General features: G+C 41.5%; 18 protein-coding genes and 1 pseudogene. 6 read left to right on the top strand and 13 right to left on the bottom strand.

What is annotated here, in order from left to right; genetic code table 11:
- Positions 1-93: 93 nt before the first annotated feature.
- Genes AB5706_RS15110 through AB5706_RS15125 form a run of 4 tightly spaced genes read right to left on the bottom strand, consistent with a single transcriptional unit; the run spans position 94 to position 5769 of the window.
- Positions 94-2184, bottom strand: coding sequence for a DUF4340 domain-containing protein (locus AB5706_RS15110; RefSeq protein ID WP_368366176.1), 2091 nt, complete (start codon positions 2182-2184; stop codon positions 94-96).
- A complete protein-coding gene (locus AB5706_RS15115) occupies positions 2184-3722 on the bottom strand; it encodes a GldG family protein (protein WP_368366177.1) in 1539 nt (512 codons plus the stop codon). Before AB5706_RS15115 ends, AB5706_RS15110 begins: the two co-directional genes overlap by 1 nt.
- Positions 3723-3735: 13 nt before the next feature.
- A complete protein-coding gene (locus AB5706_RS15120) occupies positions 3736-4599 on the bottom strand; it encodes an ABC-2 transporter permease (protein ID WP_173736363.1) in 864 nt (287 codons plus the stop codon).
- Positions 4600-4602: 3 nt separating this feature from the next.
- A complete protein-coding gene (locus AB5706_RS15125) occupies positions 4603-5769 on the bottom strand; it encodes an ABC transporter ATP-binding protein (RefSeq protein WP_173716649.1) in 1167 nt (388 codons plus the stop codon).
- Between the two features lie 130 nt (positions 5770-5899).
- Between AB5706_RS15125 and AB5706_RS15130 the strand changes: the two genes are divergently transcribed.
- The gene (locus tag AB5706_RS15130) at positions 5900-6052 is read left to right on the top strand and encodes a DUF6783 domain-containing protein (protein ID WP_472515487.1); all 153 of its coding nucleotides are present in this window, start codon (positions 5900-5902) and stop codon (positions 6050-6052) included.
- A gap of 225 nt (positions 6053-6277) precedes the next feature.
- On the opposite strand, the gene rsmG is transcribed toward AB5706_RS15130, so the two are convergent.
- Complete coding sequence (rsmG, locus tag AB5706_RS15135) at positions 6278-7012, bottom strand: 16S rRNA (guanine(527)-N(7))-methyltransferase RsmG (RefSeq protein WP_226815425.1); 735 nt, start codon at positions 7010-7012, stop codon at positions 6278-6280.
- Positions 7013-7110: 98 nt separating this feature from the next.
- Entirely contained in the window at positions 7111-7242 is a 132-nt protein-coding gene (locus tag AB5706_RS15140) for a DUF6783 domain-containing protein (RefSeq protein ID WP_319017180.1), read from the bottom strand.
- Between AB5706_RS15140 and AB5706_RS15145 the strand changes: the two are divergent.
- Positions 7201-7302, top strand: a pseudogene (locus tag AB5706_RS15145) (DUF6783 domain-containing protein); the annotation flags it as partial. The gene AB5706_RS15140 and the pseudogene AB5706_RS15145 sit on opposite strands and share 42 nt — an antisense overlap.
- A gap of 34 nt (positions 7303-7336) precedes the next feature.
- Here the strand turns inward: AB5706_RS15145 and mnmG are convergent.
- The 7 genes from mnmG to rpmH all read right to left on the bottom strand — a co-directional run bounded on the left by mnmG (position 7337) and on the right by rpmH (position 14341).
- Positions 7337-9220 carry a tRNA uridine-5-carboxymethylaminomethyl(34) synthesis enzyme MnmG gene (gene mnmG / locus AB5706_RS15150; protein WP_368366178.1) on the bottom strand — a complete coding sequence of 628 codons (1884 nt, stop codon included), beginning with the start codon at positions 9218-9220 and terminating at the stop codon, positions 7337-7339.
- Between the two features lie 52 nt (positions 9221-9272).
- The gene (mnmE, locus tag AB5706_RS15155; protein ID WP_173770017.1) at positions 9273-10646 is read right to left on the bottom strand and encodes a tRNA uridine-5-carboxymethylaminomethyl(34) synthesis GTPase MnmE; all 1374 of its coding nucleotides are present in this window, start codon (positions 10644-10646) and stop codon (positions 9273-9275) included.
- Between the two features lie 403 nt (positions 10647-11049).
- Positions 11050-12027, bottom strand: coding sequence for an RNA-binding cell elongation regulator Jag/EloR (gene jag, locus AB5706_RS15160; RefSeq protein ID WP_148463050.1), 978 nt, complete (start codon positions 12025-12027; stop codon positions 11050-11052).
- Between the two features lie 28 nt (positions 12028-12055).
- Positions 12056-13342, bottom strand: coding sequence for a membrane protein insertase YidC (yidC, locus tag AB5706_RS15165; RefSeq protein ID WP_118580883.1), 1287 nt, complete (start codon positions 13340-13342; stop codon positions 12056-12058).
- A 121-nt stretch (positions 13343-13463) separates the two neighbouring features.
- Entirely contained in the window at positions 13464-13661 is a 198-nt protein-coding gene (yidD, locus tag AB5706_RS15170) for a membrane protein insertion efficiency factor YidD (RefSeq protein ID WP_272111253.1), read from the bottom strand.
- 100 nt (positions 13662-13761) lie between these two features.
- Entirely contained in the window at positions 13762-14127 is a 366-nt protein-coding gene (rnpA, locus tag AB5706_RS15175) for a ribonuclease P protein component (protein ID WP_148463049.1), read from the bottom strand.
- A 79-nt stretch (positions 14128-14206) separates the two neighbouring features.
- The gene (gene rpmH / locus AB5706_RS15180; protein WP_005423866.1) at positions 14207-14341 is read right to left on the bottom strand and encodes a 50S ribosomal protein L34; all 135 of its coding nucleotides are present in this window, start codon (positions 14339-14341) and stop codon (positions 14207-14209) included.
- A gap of 878 nt (positions 14342-15219) precedes the next feature.
- On the opposite strand from rpmH, the gene dnaA reads away from it, so the two are divergent.
- The 4 genes from dnaA to recF all read left to right on the top strand — a co-directional run bounded on the left by dnaA (position 15220) and on the right by recF (position 19435).
- A complete protein-coding gene (gene dnaA, locus AB5706_RS15185; protein WP_173716653.1) occupies positions 15220-16584 on the top strand; it encodes a chromosomal replication initiator protein DnaA in 1365 nt (454 codons plus the stop codon).
- A gap of 278 nt (positions 16585-16862) precedes the next feature.
- The gene (gene dnaN, locus AB5706_RS15190) at positions 16863-17978 is read left to right on the top strand and encodes a DNA polymerase III subunit beta (RefSeq protein WP_173771302.1); all 1116 of its coding nucleotides are present in this window, start codon (positions 16863-16865) and stop codon (positions 17976-17978) included.
- Between the two features lie 133 nt (positions 17979-18111).
- Complete coding sequence (locus AB5706_RS15195; RefSeq protein ID WP_173716655.1) at positions 18112-18327, top strand: RNA-binding S4 domain-containing protein; 216 nt, start codon at positions 18112-18114, stop codon at positions 18325-18327.
- Position 18328: 1 nt separating this feature from the next.
- The gene (recF, locus tag AB5706_RS15200; RefSeq protein WP_148463045.1) at positions 18329-19435 is read left to right on the top strand and encodes a DNA replication/repair protein RecF; all 1107 of its coding nucleotides are present in this window, start codon (positions 18329-18331) and stop codon (positions 19433-19435) included.
- Positions 19436-19453 lie beyond the last annotated feature (18 nt).

Raw genomic sequence — 19453 nt, forward strand, 5'->3', positions numbered from 1 at the left:
CAGGCAATTCAACAGTTTTTTTCCAAATATCAAAAAAGATCCTTGTCCTGTTCTTTTCACAGGCAAAGATCTTTTATCATATTTTTTCAGCTACTACTCTTCAGCATCCTCTGGAGGCTCTGTCATTTCTGTTTCAGTACTATCTCCTGAAGCTGCAGAAGCATTTGTTTCAGGGTCTGCTGTCTCAGCACTTTCGTTTTCCACTTTCTCACCAGTTACAGCTTCAAATGCCTGAAACAGTTCTTTTACTGTCATTTTATTTACCAGATATACTTTTTTGTTTATAACAGCGGCATAGTAATTTGTATCATAGGAATAATACTTCACTTCCATTTCATTGCCATCTATATCTGTAAATTTCACAGTCATTTCTGGATCTGCATTGGACTTAAATTCATCAGTCAGACGTTTCTGTGCTGTCATGTTGATCAGCTTATTGTAGAACGTTGTAAATGTTGTGCTGTCCAGATCTTTTCCATTTAGTGTATAAGATAAGGTTACACTGGCTGAATTTATGGTACTTGCAGCAGAAGAGCTGTCATCTGTATTTTCAGTATCTTCGTCGGTCGAATCACCTGATGAAGTGTTATCATCAGCAGCATTTCCCTCTACATCGTTGCCGTCGGCAGCATCACTGCTGGTACTATCTGTTGTATCTTCATCTTCCGTCTCATCATCCGATGTTTCTACGTTTTCATCCTCAGATGTTTCACGTGAAACATTTACGATATAATCTTCTCCTCCGTAGTTCACATCCAGAGTATCCAGATTATTTGCAGACAAATAGCTTACTGTCAAATCCCAGAAATCAGCATTTGTTTTTCCAAGGAAAGTATCAAGAGAATCCTCGGATATTGTATAAATTTCGTTGCTGTCATTTACCCGAACATATCTTCCACCATCTGAAGATTGATCTCCAACCTGAATTACAAGTTCTCTGTCAACCATTTCAGTTTCCGGTTCTGAATCTTCTTCTGAATCTTCAGAACTTTCTGCGGACTCAGTATCTGCTGTTTCCACCCCAGCCTCGTCATCTGATTCAGTTACATCTGTATCTTCTGTTTCAACATTGTCATCTGCTGTTTCATCTGTATTCTCATTTTCTACAACTTCTGAATCTTCTGTGTCTGCCACATCCACATTTTCATCCGAGCTTTCGCTTCCATCTGTCTCAGAATCCACATCTTCATCTGAGCTTTCGTTTCCATCTGTCTCAGAATCCACATCTTCATCTAAGCTTTCACTTCCATCTGTCTCAGAATCCGCCGTTTCATCACCCTGATTCTCATTCTCAGATGCCTCTGAGACCTCCTCATCGCCATTTTCAGCCTCGTTTTCATCATCAGTGGACTCTTTCTCAACTTCTTCCTGATAATCCACTGTAATCTCTGCATACGGCTTATCTAATCCGTACTGAGAGAGCTCATCTTCTGCGCAGTTATAATTTACATAACTTGCATAAGCCACACTGGATAATGTACTGGCTAAGGAAGTTGCCTTCGCGGAATCTGCTTTCTCAGTCTCTCCATCACCAGTAATATTCCAGAAATTATTTTCATCTTTCTCTACAACATAGGAAGAATCTTTTCCATCTACAGAAATTTTGCTGACCGTAGAGGAATCCACAGTTGGGAAAACGCCGCTTTTTGCAAAGTCGTACAAAGTTCCCTCAAAAGAAGAAAACGTGGAATTGCTTACTACATAAACTGTAGAAGAATCCTTGTTCAAGTCAATGTATTCCTGACTTGTGGAATCATTCTCCATTCCAAGCTGGATTACTGTCGTTCCCCCATCTTCTGTGGTAACCGTGATCGTGTTATCCGGCTGATCCAGTTCATATTCTGATGCATCCTCCACATTTTCCAGTGTTCTTTCCGCTTTTATAGAATTCAGGGAGCTGACTAGTGTATCGATTTTATCCTGATCTACCGGGAAACCAGTTTCATCACTTTTCACCCAGGAATCTCCATCTTTTTCAAAGGTAACTTCTTTTTTATCAATTACAAATTTTATTGATTTCACATCAGCAGACGCTATGGAAATAATTTCCGGATTTTCTTCCTCCGCACTTTCAGTATCCGCGGCCTCCTGCTTGGCTACGTAGGTTTTTACGCCTACGTATGCGCCGCTGAGGACAACTAAAACGCCCACTGCTGTAATAAGATTTACTGATTTTTTCTTCATCAGGCTTTTCTCCTCTTTAACCAAATCATAAATCCAATCAACAGGAATGCTCCAGGAATCAGACCAATGGTACAGATTTTCCAGAAGCTTGCATCATATGCTGTCAAAGTCAGATAAGATACTTCCAGACTCTTTGATGGGATAGAAACTGTTGTACTGCCTTCTGTGTCTACCAGAGAACTTAAAGAAGCCATCACAAGTTTCTCATTTCCACCGGAAACCATCTGATTGATCTGGCTCTGCAGCAGGTTTGATGTGGAATAATAAATAATATGAGTCTCTTTATCATCATCTACAGTCTCTGTAATGCTGACACCCAGGTCAAATGGGCCATCCACATCACCGTCTTCCTTTTCAAGAGAACCGCTGTTCAAATCTGTCTTTGAATATGCGCTGTCGGAAGTTGTAAGAAGGCTTTCAATATTCACAGTGTCTCTCACATCATCAGATTTCTGGATTCCCTGCGCATACGGCATCAGAATGTAATATCCGGAAGAAGCCACATCAGATGTAATATCTGTGCTGTTTACAGTTGGAACCAGGTAGTACGGCATCTGAGCGGCATAATGCTGTGCATTTCCTTCAAATACCAGGCCATCTACTCTGCTTACGCCGTAGTTTTCCAGCACTGCATCAAAGTTTTCCATTTTTTCTCCTGTGTAATCGGAGAAAATCATTGCTTTTCCACCATTTTCCAGATAATCGATCAATGCAGTCTTCTCATCCTCTGAGATATCTGTTGTAGGAGAATCAATCAGCAGACAGCTGGCATCCTCTGGAACACTTCCCTCTGTAAGCAGATTCAGGGATTTGATTTCCATGTTTGCTTTCTCAATATCTTCCTTGATCGTAGAATCAAGCTCCTGCTCTCCATGTCCCTCTAATGTATACAATACCGGCAGGTTTTCACTGGTTACATATGCAATGGCACTTGTGATCTGACCTTCGCCGTCGAAGCCTGTTGTCTGATAACTGTATGTGTTGTAATCCATTGTAGATTCGTAAATATTGTTATAATTTACAACCTTATTTCTGTCTCCGCATACAACAATTAAGCTATTAGAGGAAAGGTTGTCACTGGTGTATTCACTGACAAATTTAGGATTGACCACTGGATCTTTCTGTTCCACCTTAATATGATCAGATTCATCTGCATATCTTTGAAGCAGATTACTGATAGTCTCATCCTCACTTCCGCTCTGGGCGATCTGGTATATGGTTACATCCTTGTCCAGATCTTTCAGCATCGCTTTTGTCTCATCACCGATGGTGTAAAGTTTCTCGGAGCTGATATCCAGCTGCGTATACTTTGAAGGAAGATTTCCTACAATCATATTTATAACAATAATGATAGCAACGAAAACAACAATCATAACAGAACTGTAGCTTCCATTTTTCAAGTACTTTTTATTAATACTGTCTTTAAATTTTCGTTTTTCTTTTTTGTTATTATTGTTATTATTTTCGACGCTTTCGATATTAATTACGTTTTTGTCGTTATTGTCAATATTGTTATCATTTTTCTTCTTAAAAAACATTTTCCCCACCTCCTTAATTCCAACGTCTCTTCAAAATTGTCTGCATGGTAAGGAATATACAAATGGCAATGACAGACAGGAAATAAAGAACTCCAGTCACATCAAAAATACTGTTTGTAAAGTTTTCAAAGTGTGAACTTAAGTTAAACACTTCAAGAACCTTCTGGATTCCTCCTTCAAACACGCTGGATTTTACAACGTAAACGATTACCAGTGCCACTTCTCCAATCACGCAGACAGCACCTGAGATCACTGCATTTTTAATCATACTGTAGATCATAAGGCTAAGCGCTATGATCAGAATGCCAAATGTCACACATGTAGACATTGCCGTCTCTGAGAAAAAGGAAGAAATTCCATTCATCATATAAAAAGCAAATAAAAATACAAAGGTAAGAACTGCTGCAATTACCTGGCTCTCAGTGATTGCTGAGAAAAATACGCCGATCGCAATGTTTGCACTTCCCAGAAGGAAAAATCCAAGGAGTGCTGTGTACGCAGAGCCAAATGCAACGGTTCCGAACTTTGACATGATCAGCGGATAGGTTGCCAGAACTGCAATAGGGATTGCATAAATAGTCACAAGTGCAAGATATTTTCCCATTACGATGCCGGATACAGATACTGGAGAAGTAAGCAGAAGCTGGTCTGTTTTCTGCTTTCTTTCCTCAGCAAGTACACGCATGGTCAGGATCGGCACTGCAATCAGAAACACAAAGGTCATGGCATTTAAAGTATATTCAAATTTCGGATAAGCAGCTGAAAGCTGGTACGCTGAAAAGTAAATACCTGCGATCAGCAACACAAAAAACATAAACAGGTAGCCGACCATGGAGGTCAGGTAGCTTTTCAGCTCTCTTTTATAAATAGCAAGCATGGTTTACTCTTCCCCCTTTTCTTCCTCAGATGCGGCAAAACTATCCTGTTTATCACCAGACAGTCCATTATCTGACACATCATTGGATACTTCGCCCGATTCATCAAACTCTTTTTCTTCAAGTCCATTATCAGGGACAGTATCTTCGTTTTTCTCATTCAAATACTTCTTAGCATCTGCTGCCGTCTTAAAGAAAGATTTTCCGGATTTTTTTCCTGACGCATCTTTATCTTTTTTCTCGCTCTCTGTAAGTTCAAGGAAGATCTCCTCCAGAGAAACTTTCTTAGACTGCATTTCAAGGATCGGACAGCTGGCATTTACCATACTGTAGAACACTTTTTCACGCACATCCATATTCTCTTCTGTTCCCACTGTAATGGCGTATACGCCTTCCTCCGGGCTTTTCTTTACCGTAACCTCTTTTACCCCTTCTACGGCCTCCAGAGCGGCTCTGATAGTGTCTTTCTGACCTTTTACAAGCAGATTCAGGTTGTTTGAGCCTGCTGCCAGTTTTCCCAGATTCTCAGGGGTATCGCTGGCTACCAGTTTTCCATGGGAAATGATCAGCACGTAGTCGCAAACGGCGCTGACTTCGGACAAAATATGGGAGCTAAGGATAACGGTGTGTTTCTGTTTCAGGCCTTTGATCAGATCGCGGATTTCGTTGATCTGTTTTGGGTCAAGACCGACAGTCGGCTCATCCAGAATAATAACCTCCGGGTAACCAAGCACAGCCTGCGCAATACCAACCCTCTGTCTGTAACCTTTAGAAAGGTTCTTGATCAGACGATTTTTCATGTCAGTAATCTTTACCATGTCCATGATTTCTTCGATCATAGTGGCTTTTTTATCTTTAGGAATTTTCTTCAGATCTGCTACGAATTTCAGATATTCCAGAACGGTCATATCAAAATAAAGGGGCGGCATTTCGGGTAGATATCCGATGCATTTTTTTGCCTCCTCAGGTTCTTCCAGAATATCATGACCGTCTATGACTACTGTTCCCTCGGTAGATGCAATATAGCCGGTTATCATATTCATGGTTGTGGATTTTCCGGCGCCGTTGGGGCCCAGGAAACCATAAATCTTGCCTTTCTCTATTTCAAAAGAAAGGTGGTCTACAGCGGTGTGATCGCCGTAGCGTTTTACCAGATTTTTTACTTCAATCAAGTTTCTTACCTCCTTCAAGTTGCAGATGCATGGCTTATCCCATGCATCTATCTATGATTATTTTATGTGCAACCTGTGAGGAAATTTAGATAATTATGTGAGAAATATGTGATTATTTTGTGTTGGAAATGTGTCCCAAAATAAAATACATTCCGCAAAGTGGGGCGTGCAGATTGCGGGAATGATTTTTCAGACACGCTCTAAGGCACGGGGATGTGGAATAGAAAAAAATCAAAGACAGTTGCGAGGAAGCTGGAAATCCTATGCCAGAATATACGATTAAGTGTGAGGATATTATGGTTATGTTTAAGAGCTTGGTTAGTAGCTTGGTTAATCACACTAACCAAGCTACTAACCAAACTATTCCCAATGAAGACAATTCCTTTGAAAGTGATTGAGACAGAACCTATGTTATCTCAGAAAAAAATCGCCGATATTATCGGAGGGAAATATAGTACGGATTTCTTCCTCTTTCAGGACTAAAGTTATCTTAATATTAACACATATTCTACGCCAACGGCTCCTTCGCCGGCAAGCCAGCCTTCCTGGGGTACTTCTTGGCGGTCGGTTTCATCTTCTTGATCACAACGAAAGAACGATCCATATCCGTGTCCATAAGTGGAAATTTCACTACATCCTGAACTTTTCCACCAAGGATTTTCACAGCATTTTCTGCCTGCGCAAGCTCTTCATCAATCTTGCCGGATTTATAAGAAATAAAGCTGCCTCCTTCTTTTACGAAGGGGATACAATACTCGGAAAGGGTGCTTAAATTGGCTACTGCGCGGGAGACACAGAAGTCGTATTTTTCTCTGTGTTCCTTCTGTTTCGCGTAGTCTTCGGCTCTTCCGTGAAGCGCTGTTACGTCTTTTAAACCAAGCATTTCGATTACTTCATTAAGGAAATTCACCCTTTTATTCAAAGAATCCAGAAGGGTAATTTTAAGTTCCGGAAAAGCGATTTTCAGCGGGATTCCAGGGAAACCAGCGCCGGTTCCGATGTCGATCACGGACTTTCCCGTCAGCTTTTTCTGGTCAAAGCTGCCTACTTTTACGATAGATAAACTGTCAAGAAAATGCTTTAAAATTACCTCGTTGTACTCGGTAATTGCAGTTAAATTCATTACCTTATTTTTCTCTACAAGGTACTCATAATAAGTGATAAACTGCTTCTTCTGCTCCTGGGACAGAGCAATTCCAAGCTCTTCTAATCCTTTCTCAAAGAGTGTTAAATCGTATTCCATATATGTCTCCTTATACCTCAAACTACTTACTTTCTAGTTGCTTAATACACAGCGTTTTTGCAAGTAATATTTCTTGGCAGGTCATTTCAGGTGCGTTTTTAACGAAGATGAAATCCACTAGAGCGTGTTTGAAAAAGGCTTTCTGCAAGATGTGCGTCACAATTTGTGGGAGATTTCGCCCGGATGAGGGCGCTGCATCGGGCTACGGCAACCGAACTCGGGTGAAATATACCGCAAAGTGGAGCGTGCAGATTGCGGGAATGATTTTTCAAACAGGCTCTGGCATATGATTATTACTTGCGTAAGCGCAAAAATACGCCTTTATTAACGATTTTTCCCATACTGCTCCATATAAACCAGCAGCACCGAAATATCCGCCGGTGAAACACCGGAAATTCGGGATGCCTGTCCAATGGAAACAGGTCTGTAAAGTTCCAGTTTCTGCCGTGCCTCAATACGCAGGCTCTTTACTTTCTCATAGTCCAGATCCTCTGGAATTTTCTTGGCTTCCAGCTTCTTAAACTGCTCTACCTGCTTCATCTGGCGGCGGATATAGCCGTCGTATTTAATATTAATGTTTACCTGCTCCTGCACATCCCAGGCAAGTTCAGGGCGGTTCTTATCAATAGGAGCCACATCTGCATAAGAAAGCTCCGGTCTGCGGATCAGCTCTGCAAGACTGATTCCTGACTTAAGTGGTGTGCTTCCTTTGCTTTCCAGAAGGCTCTGAACTGCCTCTGTCATACCCACATTTGTATTCTCCACACGCTGGATTTCTTCCGCTATCAAGCGTTCTTTTTCCACTACTTTTGCATAGGTTTCGTCATCTACAAGACCTACCTCCCAGCCCTTTTTACGAAGTCTCAGATCCGCATTATCCTGACGGAGAAGTAGACGGTACTCGGCACGGCTGGTCATCATACGGTATGGCTCATGGTTCTCTTTTGTAACCAGATCATCAATGAGAACACCGATATAAGCCTCAGAACGATCCAGGATCAGCTGCTCTTTTCCCAGCACTTCCATGGCTGCATTGATACCAGCGATCAGTCCCTGGGCTGCCGCCTCCTCGTAACCTGAACTTCCATTAAACTGTCCGCCACTGAAAAGACCTTTAATTTTCTTAAACTCCAGCGTTGGATAAAGCTGTCTTGGGTTAATACAATCGTACTCAATAGCATAAGCATTCTTCACAATTTTTGCATGCTCAAGGCCTGGTACGCTGTGGTACATTTCCTCCTGCACATCTTCCGGCAAAGAGCTGGACATACCGCCAATGTACATCTCATTTGTGTACATTCCCTCTGGCTCAATAAACACCTGATGTCTTTTTTTATCTGCAAAACGAACTACTTTATCCTCAATAGAAGGGCAATAACGCGGACCAGTTCCTTCGATCATACCAGAGTACAGTGGGGAACGATCCAGGTTTGCACGGATGATATCATGGGTAGCCTCATTGGTATAAGTCAGCCAGCAGGATTTCTGCTCGATCTGCACATCCTCCGGATCTGTGGAAAAAGAAAATGGCACTACTCTCTCATCCCCAAACTGCTCTTCCATCTTGCTGTAGTCGATGGTATTTCCTGCAATTCGGGCAGGTGTTCCAGTCTTGAAACGGAACATTTCAATTCCCAATTCTTTCAGAGAATCAGTCAGATAATTGGCTGCCTGCAGTCCATTTGGACCTGTATAATTGCTTACATCACCGTAAATACAGCGTGCTTTCAGATAAGTTCCAGTACACAAAACTACCGCCTTACAATGGTAGACAGCGCCGGAATACGTCTTCACACCTGTGATCTTGCCATCCTCTACCAGAAGCTTGGTAACCTCTCCCTGGCGGATGGTCAGGTTCTCCTGATTCTCCAACGTCTTTCTCATTTCATTACTGTAAGCCTGCTTATCAGCCTGAGCACGAAGGGAATGCACTGCCGGACCCTTGGAACAGTTCAGCATCTTAGACTGAATAAAAGTCTTGTCAATATTTTTTCCCATCTCTCCACCAAGAGCATCCAACTCACGGACCAGATGTCCCTTTGAACTACCGCCTACATTTGGGTTACAAGGCATCAGCGCAATACTCTCTGCGCTTACCGTAAACATGATCGTACTCAATCCCAGTCTCGCCCCAGCCAACGCTGCCTCACAGCCAGCATGTCCGGCACCGACCACTACTATGTCATAATTCTCCTCTAAATGTTTCATTTTTATCTCCTCTATAACACACTCATTCATATATTATCGCGTCCCTCTACCACTACTTACCCATACAAAACTTACTAAATATCTCATTCACCAGATCTTCCCCAACTTCTTCCCCGGTAATTTTCCCCAAGCTTCCATAAGCAGCCATCAGATCAATGGAAAAGAAGTCTTCCGGCATGCCATCCTCAATACTCTGTTTTACCATTGCAAGGCTGTCTGCTGCCTCTTCCAATGCCTCTTTGTGACGGGCATTTGTAATATAAACCTCATCGTTAAAGGAGATTTTCCCGCTGAAAAACATACTCTTAATGGTATCCGCCAGCTGGGCAATTCCAGTCTCCTCTTTCGCAGAAATCGGAATGAGAGGATGGTTGATTTTCTCCTTTAATGCCTCCATACTCACAGCCGAAGCAAGATCTGTTTTATTGTACAGTACAATTGCTTTTCTGTCTTTCAGCATTTCAATGATTTCTTCATCATTTTCATCAAGCGGTGTAGAGCTGTCTACTACGTATAACACCAGATCTGCACCCTTTGCAACCTCCCGTGCCCTGGAAACACCGATTTTCTCCACCACATCCTCTGTCTCGCGAATGCCTGCCGTATCCACAATTTTCAGCGTAATTCCATGAAGGGTAATATACTCCTCCAGAATATCTCTTGTAGTACCCTCAATATCCGTTACAATGGCCTTATTTTCCCCTACAAGAAGGTTTAACAGGGAGGACTTACCTGCATTTGGCTTACCCACGATAACCGTCTCAATTCCTTCCCGGATGATCTTGCCATCTGTGGAAGTTTTCAACAACTCTTCAATGGATTTCTGCTCTTTTTCCACAATTCCATGTAATTTCTGTGGATATCCCTCCAGACTGATGTGCTCCGGATCATCCAGAGCAGACTCGATAAAAGCAATCTCGTAGATCAGGTCGCTTCGAATCTCCTTGATGGTCTTCTGTACAGAGCCTTTCAGCTGACTCATGGAGCTTTTCAACGCATATTCATTCTTCGCCTGGATCACATCCATAACTGCCTCTGCCTGGGAAAGATCCAGCCTGCCATTTAAGAAGGCTCTCTTGGTAAACTCTCCGGGACCAGCAATCTTGGCGCCGTTTTTCAAAACCGTTTCCAGAACCCGGTTCATGGCATAGACACCGCCGTGACAGTCAATCTCCACGGTATCTTCTCCTGTGAACGTTTTGGGGGCGCGCATAACCATGACCAGAACTTCATCCACCGCTTCTTCTCCATCATAAATATAACCATAATGAATGGTGTGGGTGGGCACTTCTTTAATTTTCTTTTTCCCGCCCTTGGAACGGTAAATGCGGGATATAACGTCCATGGCTTCCGGGCCGCTGATTCGGATGATTCCGATTCCCGAAGCACTCACAGCAGTAGATATCGCTGCAATCGTTGTATTCATGTGATTTCCTCCATGTGAATTACAATCCAAATTATAAACTTAACACATCTTATGATACCAGTGTCAAAAGGTCAAAAATCCGTTCGTGCTTGCACGATAAGGCGTTTGAACCTGGGACACGCCAAATATGAGAAAGCAGCGATTTACGTAGTAAATCAGCGGATTTCGAATATTTGGAGGATTGTGGGAACAGCGTAGCTGGATCGCAATCCTGGGTATCAAATGAGTGGCAAAAGACTTTTTGACACTCCTATCATCTTATTTTATTATACAAAAAAAGTTACCCCAGGGAAAGATATTAAAACAAAAGCATAACGCTTCAGTTCTTCCATCTTTCACCTGGAATAACCTCTTATTCATTCTGCAAATCTTTTATAACACATTCAGATGTTTTATGCAAGATTTACCATCTTTTTAATTTTACAACCACATGACGATACGGCTCTTCGCCTTCGCTGACAGTCTCCACATACTTATTACCCTGAAGCGCTGAGTGAATGATTCTTCTCTCATATGGGTTCATCGGCTCAAGTACAACTGGCTTTCTGGTTTTCTTAACCTTGTAGGCAATTCCTCTTGCAAGATTCTCCAGAGTCTCTTTACGACGTCTGCGGTAATCTTCTGTATCGAGCTTTACTCTGATATAGTTTGCTTTGCCCTTATTTACAACAAGGCTTGTAAGATACTGGAGGGAGTCAAGGGTCTGTCCTCTCTTACCGATGAGAATTCCCATATCCTCTCCTTCAAAAGCAACTTCCAGACAACCGTCATTTGTGTTGTATTTGGAAGTGATCTCCACTTCACCAAGATTCATAGATGCAAATACATCGCGAAGGAAAACAATTGCTCTCTCTTCCACTTCTTTGATCTCTACCGGATCTGTGATGATCTCAACAGGTTTGGACTGTTTCGGCTTCTCTTCTCTTGGCTCTTTCGGCATTTTTTCTTTTGCCGGTTTTTCTTTTACAGGACGCTCCTTAAAAGGTTTCTCCTTCGGCTGGCGCGGCTGTTTTTCTTTTGGCTCTTTAAAAGGCTTTGGCTCTTTCGCCTCTTTTACAGGTGCTTTTTCTTTCACCGGTTCACTCTTTGGTGCCGGTTTCTCAGCTTTTACAAAAGGTTTGGCAGGCTTTCTATTCTGCTCTTCCTTAATCGCATCCACTTTAACAGTATCAACGATTTCCTGTATCTCATCCTCTTCAGAAACTGTATTGATCTTGCGTGCTTTAATGATTGCCGGTTTGCTTCCGATGCCAAAAAATCCGGAACTACCTTCAGAAACCACTTCAATTTCCAGCTGATCACTGGAAACACCTAATTCGATGCACGCCTTGGTGATTGCTTCATTTTTCGTTTTTGCTGAAAACTGGATAAACTCCTCCATCTATGAAACCCTCCGTTCCCGACAACAATTACTTCTTCTTGTTTCTCTCGTCAAAATCCCTGACCATATTTGCTTTTGCTGTAATACTTCCAGGTTTTGCATTTCTTGCATTCTGGTAGGATTCCTCTACTTTTCTGGCTCTCTCTTCTGCGTTTGTGTTACTGGAACCTTTATCAATCTTGGTATTGATATTCTTAGTAGACTGGTTTGCCTGATTGGTGATCTTCTGCGGCGGAAGTCCTTCTTTCGTACGCTGTTTCTCCATCTTCTTCATGTTCTCGTTTACCAGATCATTGATATCCATCTTATCAAGATGACGATTGATAAACCACTGCTGAACACTTCTTACAACCGCACTTGCGATCCAGTAAATACCAAGACCTACCGGGAATGTGAAACAGAATACTGCTGACATAAGCGGCATAACCGTATTCATAGTCTTCATGGAAGCCTGCATCGTATCAACAGCTCCTTCAGCAGATGAAGTAGCCTGTGGCATAAGCTTATAGTTCAGTACCTGAGTCGCCCATGCAAGAATAGGAATCAGAAGTGCAGCGATTGCCAGTGCAATAGATGCTCCCTCAAAAGCAGCCTTAATGTAGTTCAGAGGCTGATCTGCAATGTTTAATCCACAGAAATTCTGCATTTTGGAAATTTCTGCAGACGTGGTGTTAATGGTATCTGCAAATCCCTTAAACTGATCCATTGATGCAAGATCTTTCCACTGAGATGGAGATAATGCATAAAGGAAATCGATGACAGAATTACTGGTCGCTTTTCCGTTATCCAGCGCCAGCTGTACACGAGTCATCTTATTGTCTGTGATAAAGCTCTGGATCAGGTCTGTGTAGCCACTTACGCTTGTGATCTGATCAACAAGGCCTGTGAAAACATTCTTTACACTGCCAACATAACCAGGAATTTTGTAAATAACCTGCCATAATGCCATCAGGACAGGAAACTGGATCAACAGCTGCACACAGCTGCCGGTAGGTGAAACACCGTATTTCTGATATACAAGCTGAGTTTCTTCCTGCATTTTCTGCACGGACGCCTGGTCTTTTTTATCTTTGTATTTCTTCTGTATCTTCTGAAGCTCAGGCTGCATAACAGAGCTTAACTTAGAAAACTTCTGCTGTTTAACCTGCAATGGTGTCATCAGTGCATAAATAATAATACTGAAGATAATGATACAAAGACCCAGGTTCTGAATACCCACCAGATCAAGAACTCTGTAAATCCCGTCCATGATCCAGCCCATAATAGAAGCAACCTGTCCAATAATCGGGACACTGCTCTTCGTTAATAAAATCATATCCAAGTTTGTTTCCTCCTAGGCTTTTTCGGTGTAACTATTCAATTGTCAAAGTTTGAGTTTTTGTGCTGAAAATCAGTTTAAAGTGTCATTTATTGTACACCATCTGTTTCAGTACAGTTTATGGCACAGGATCGTATCCTCCATGTGAAAAAGGATTGCAGCGCAAAATTCTCCACACTGCAAGAAGCCCGCCCTTTAACGCACCATATTTTTGAATTGCTTCTAAACCATATTGAGAACATGTGGGAATATAAGGACATTTTGTTCTCTTCATCGGCGATATATATTTCTGATAGAGACGAATCATATGAATCATGATATTCCTTGGACTAAATCTGCTCATGATAATTTCTCCTGCAAATCTGTTTCAATATTGCCGCTCCTTTACCGAACCAACAATACTGCCCAAATACCGTTTAATCTTCCACATGAAGCTCAGCCTCACGGCGGATCTTCATTCTGCCTGCAAGATGCATAAGCGCACTCTCAATCTCCTGATAGGACTTGTCCTTTGCATTTGGTCTTGCGACCACTACAATGTCCAGTCCCTGCCGGAAGGATCTTTCATTCAGGCGGTAGCTCTCTCGTATCAGTCTGGTGACTCTGTGGCGTACCACACTATTCCCAACTTTTTTACTTACAGATATTCCCAGACGATTCTCCATGTGCCTGTCATGGTTCTCAAGCACATACATCACCAGATACCGATTTGCCTGTGATGTTCCTTTTCGGTATACCCTTTGGAATTCGTTATTTTTCTTTAAGGAGTCTGAGTATTCCATCTGATTCTCCTTTATATGATATTGAAATAATTATTTCTGTATAGAAGAAAAGACCACAGTAACTGCGGTCTTAACGGTCTTAAGCAGATAACTGCTTTCTTCCTTTTAATCTTCTGGCAGCTAATACTTTACGTCCGCCTTTTGTGCTCATACGAGCTCTGAAGCCATGGACTTTCGCTCTAGATCTTTTTTTCGGCTGAAATGTCATTTTCATAGGTAAAGCACCTCCTTTATCTATATGGAATTTAAAATTATTAACCTAATCAGAACATCATTTCAATTATATTCATAAATGGCATTCTCGTCAAGTAAAAATTCTTGCTTTCCTAGAATTTTTTATATCCACAAAGTTTTCCACACTGTGCATAACCTGTCATTTTGAAAAGGTTTACGTAACATTATCCACATTTTGTGGATAACTTGTGGATAACCTGGGGATTATCAGCAAAAATATCCACTTTTGACTGTTGATTTTAACGCATATGTCACAAAAAACGGTATATTTCGAGGGGATTCGACAGTGGATAGAGTTATACACATAATTTTTCATTATTGAAACCCGTAAAACCATGTTATGGTAACCAGAATGGTTATCAACCTTTTTATCCACATTTATCCACACACAAAATGTTGATAACTTTCCAGTTTATTCACAAGATATCCCCCATTTTTTTTCTGGAATTTTTTTATTATCCACTGCAATTTTTTCAAATTGTGGATGTTTTGTGGACAATTCTGCACTTTTCCCCAGTTGTTTTTCCTATTTTCACGTCCAGTACAACATTTTCCCACCCACATCCCCACCCTTTTACGACAATCCACAGCAGTTCTGATTTTTTCTCCGAATGTGCATAATTTTCCACATAAATTTCCTATATAAATAAGATTTTGTCGTTGCGAAAAGACAGGATTTATTATAATATATATAAGGATATTTATGTCCGTTTATCAAAATACCAGTAAAATTCCGGTATATTTAGCCTGCCACACCCTAATTTCCTGTTTCCAGCTGGTATTTTGATAAACGGACATGTCGCCGACGGACGGCATCATTTAATATAAGAAACAATCAGATGTGTACGGGAGGAAAAAATGAGCACAGTAATAGAAAAATGGGATGAAATCCTGGGAATTGTGAAAAAGGAGCACGATCTTTCCGATGTTCGATTCGACACATGGCTGAAACCCCTGAAGGTTTATGATGTCAGTGGAAATGTAGTTACCATCGTCGCTTCCGACCAGGTGCGATTAAGCTACATTAATAAGAATTACAAACTGCCTCTGCAGGTTACCATAAGCGAAGTTACCGGAATGACCGACTGCGAAGTGAAATTTATCCTTCCAGAAGACGTCCCGGCGAAGAAATCCATTTCCGACGCTGCACCTGATCAGGACAACCGTTTTAAGGCCAGATGTGAAGAAGCAAATCTGAACCCCAAATATACATTCAATACTTTTATCGTGGGCAGCAACAACAAACTGGCTCAGGCTGCAGCCCTGGCAGTAGCGGAATCTCCGGGAAATACGTACAATCCGCTGTTTATCTATGGTGGTGCAGGACTTGGCAAGACCCATCTTATGCATTCCATCGCCCACTTTATTATTGAAAATGATGATAACAGTAAGGTTCTCTATGTTACCAGTGAGGAATTTACCAATGAGCTGATCGAGACCATCCGTAATGGAAATAACACCGCCATGAGCAAATTCCGCGAGAAATACCGTAACATTGATGTCCTTCTCATTGATGATATTCAGTTTATTATAGGAAAGGAATCCACGCAGGAGGAATTTTTCCACACCTTCAACAGCCTTTACAGTGCAAACAAACAGATTATCATATCTTCCGATAAACCGCCGAAGGATATGGAAATTCTGGATGAGCGTTTCCGTTCCAGATTCGAATGGGGACTGATCGTGGATATTACTCTGCCGGATTACGAAACCAGGATGGCCATTCTTCATAAAAAAGAAGACATGGACGGCTACAATGTAAGCGAAGATGTTATCAAATATATTGCAAATAATATCAAATCCAACATCCGTGAGCTGGAAGGTGCCTTCAATAAGGTAGTTGCTTATGCAAAACTGGAGAAAAAAGAGGTTACCCTTGAACTTGCCGAGCAGGCTCTGAAGGATATCGTCGCACCGAATGAAAATAAACAAATTACTGCAGACTACATTATTTCTATGGTAGCAGAGCATTTTAATGTAAGTACTGCCGATCTTTGTGGAAATAAAAGAAGTTCCAAGATCGTGATGCCAAGACAGGTGGCAATGTATCTTTGCCGTGAAATTCTGGCGATCCCGCTGAAAAATGTAGGACAGTATCTTGGAAATCGCGACCACACTACCGTTATGCACGGAGTAGAAAAGATCGAAAAGGAGCTCCAGAACAACGAACAGCTCCAGAACACCATTGATACATTAAAGAAAAAAATTAATCCACAAACTTAACACATTTTTTCCACATTTCATGTGTATAAGATGTTGACATTATGTGTATTAATGTGAATAACTTTTGGCGACAAAATCGCTTATGTGGTTTTACACAGGTTATTCACACTCTAAACCAATGCTTTTACACGAAGTTATCCATACCCGAAACCCTTTTATTCACTGGGCGGAAGTGAGTTTTTCACATATTCACACCCCCTACGGCGGATACGGCGGATATCTTCTTAAATATATTTAATGAAAAACCCATTTTCTCCAGAAAGGAAGTTATACACATTATGAAAATCATTTGCTCCAAAAGTAACTTATTGAAGAGCGTCAGCATTTCCTTAAAAGCTGTACCATCCAAAACAACTATGCCAATTCTGGAATGTATTCTGATTGATGCAACAACAAATCAGATCAAATTTACTACTAATGACATGGAACTGGGAATCGAAACCATTGTCGAAGGTACTATAGAAGAAAAAGGAATGGTTGCCCTGAATGCGAAAATCTTTTATGAGATCATCAGAAGACTTCCAGACAACGATGTTACCATTAAAACTGATGAAAAATTCGCTGCAACTATTACCTGTGAGAAAGCGAAATTCAATATTCCTGGAAAATCAGGGGAAGATTTTGCATATCTTCCTATGATTGAAAGAGATGAACCATTAACTATCTCTCAATATACATTAAAAAATATGATTTATCAGACAATATTCTCAATTGCAGTCAACGATAACAACAAATTAATGACTGGTGAGCTGTTTGAAATTAAGGATAATTGTCTGAAAATTGTCTCCCTGGATGGACACCGTATTGCAATCCGCAAAATGCCTTTGAAGAAAGACTATTCAGACCGCAAGGTTGTGGTTCCAGGTAAGACTCTTAACGAGATCAGTAAGATTTTATCCGGAGAAATGGATGACGTAGTCAGCATTTTCTTTACCAATAATCATATTTTATTTGAATTTGACCAGACTATGGTAGTTTCCCGTCTGATCGAAGGGGAATATTTCCGTATTGACCAGATGCTTTCCAGCGATTATGAGACCAAACTTTCCATTAACAAAAAAGAATTTCTGGATTGTATCGACCGTGCTACACTTCTTGTAAGAGAAGGAGATAAGAAACCGATCATTATCCACATTACAGATGGCAGCATGGAGCTGAAGATTGATTCTGCAATGGGTTCCATGAACGAGGATATTGATATTGAGAAAGAGGGAAAAGATATTCTGATCGGATTTAATCCCAAGTTCCTGATCGATGCACTGAAGGTTATTGATGATGAGACCATCGACATTTACCTGGTAAACCCGAAAGCACCTTGCTTTATCAGAGATGAGGAAGAAACTTACACGTATCTGATTCTTCCGGTTAACATAAATCAGAACCAGGCAAGATAATGACACTTGCCACAGAGAGAAACGTAACAGACAATTGGAAGAGTATGGAAGTGAACACGGACTGCCAATAATGGCTGGAGACAGTCTGGAAAACGAATTGCAGTCGTGATGCCAGAAGAGTGGAGGCAGAAAATTGGAAATCAGAATCAGAGATGAATTTATCAAACTTGGCCAGGCACTGAAACTTGCTGAACTTGTATCAGACGGTGTTGAGGCAAAATATGTGATCAACGACGGACTTGTAAAAGTAAATGGCGAAGTAGATACCAGAAGAGGCCGCAAGGTTTATGGCGGTGACGTTATTTCCTATAATGGCCAGGATGTGAAGGTTCTGTCCGGAAACGAGTAAAATGGCTTATATTGAATCCATAAAATTAAGCAATTTCAGAAATTACGAATCGCTGGAACTTTCTTTTGACAAAGGAACCAATATTTTTTATGGGGATAATGCCCAGGGAAAAACAAATATCCTGGAGTCTGTGTATCTGTGCGGAACCAGCAAATCCCATAAAGGAAGCAAAGACCGGGAGATTATCCGCTTTGAACAGGATGAAGCCCATATCCGCATGATGGTTGGAAAAGATTCCATGTCTTACAAGATCGACATGCATCTTCGGAAAAATAAGGCCAAGGGCGTGGCAATCAACGGGCTTCCCATAAAGAAGGCGAGAGAGCTTCTCGGTGTGGTGAATCTGGTTTTCTTTTCCCCGGAGGATCTGAATATTATCAAAAACGGTCCGGGAGAGCGACGAAGATTCATGGACGCGGAGCTTTGTCAGCTGGATAAACTATACCTCACAGATCTTGCCGGATACAATCATGTTCTGAACCAGAGAAATAAGCTGCTGAAGGATATGTATAAGCAGCCGGATCTTGGGGCGACTCTGGATGTATGGGATATGCAGCTGGTAAATTATGGCCGTAAGATCATTGGCAAAAGAAGAGAATTTGTGGAGTCCCTTAATGAGATCATTAAGGAAATTCACAGAAATCTTACCGGCGGTATTGAAAATATAGAAGTGATATATGAACCAAGCGTGGAGAGTGAGGCTTTGGAAGAGAGCCTTTTCCGCAACAGAGACCGGGATCTTCGGATGAAAATGACTTCGTCCGGTCCTCACAGGGATGACCTGATGGTGGCTGTAAACGGAATTGACATCCGCAAATATGGTTCGCAGGGGCAGCAGAGAACAGCAGCTCTTTCCCTGAAACTTTCGGAGATTTATCTGGTGGAGAAGATCATTCATGATAAACCGGTTCTGCTTCTGGACGATGTCCTTTCGGAGCTGGATAGCAGCCGTCAGAATTATCTTCTTGAGAGTATTCATGATATTCAGACCATGATCACCTGTACTGGTCTGGATGATTTTGTCAGTCATCAGTTTACGATCAATAAAGTGTTTCACGTTGTGGCGGGGCATGTGTATCAGCCGATGGGATGTCCTGCAGATAAATAAGCTTGCGAAGTAGTATGC

This window comes from Ruminococcus sp. RTP21484sp1_RTP21277st1_D2_RTP21277_210401 (genome assembly GCF_040924225.1).
Classification (GTDB): Bacteria; Bacillota; Clostridia; order Lachnospirales; family Lachnospiraceae; genus Blautia_A; species Blautia_A faecis.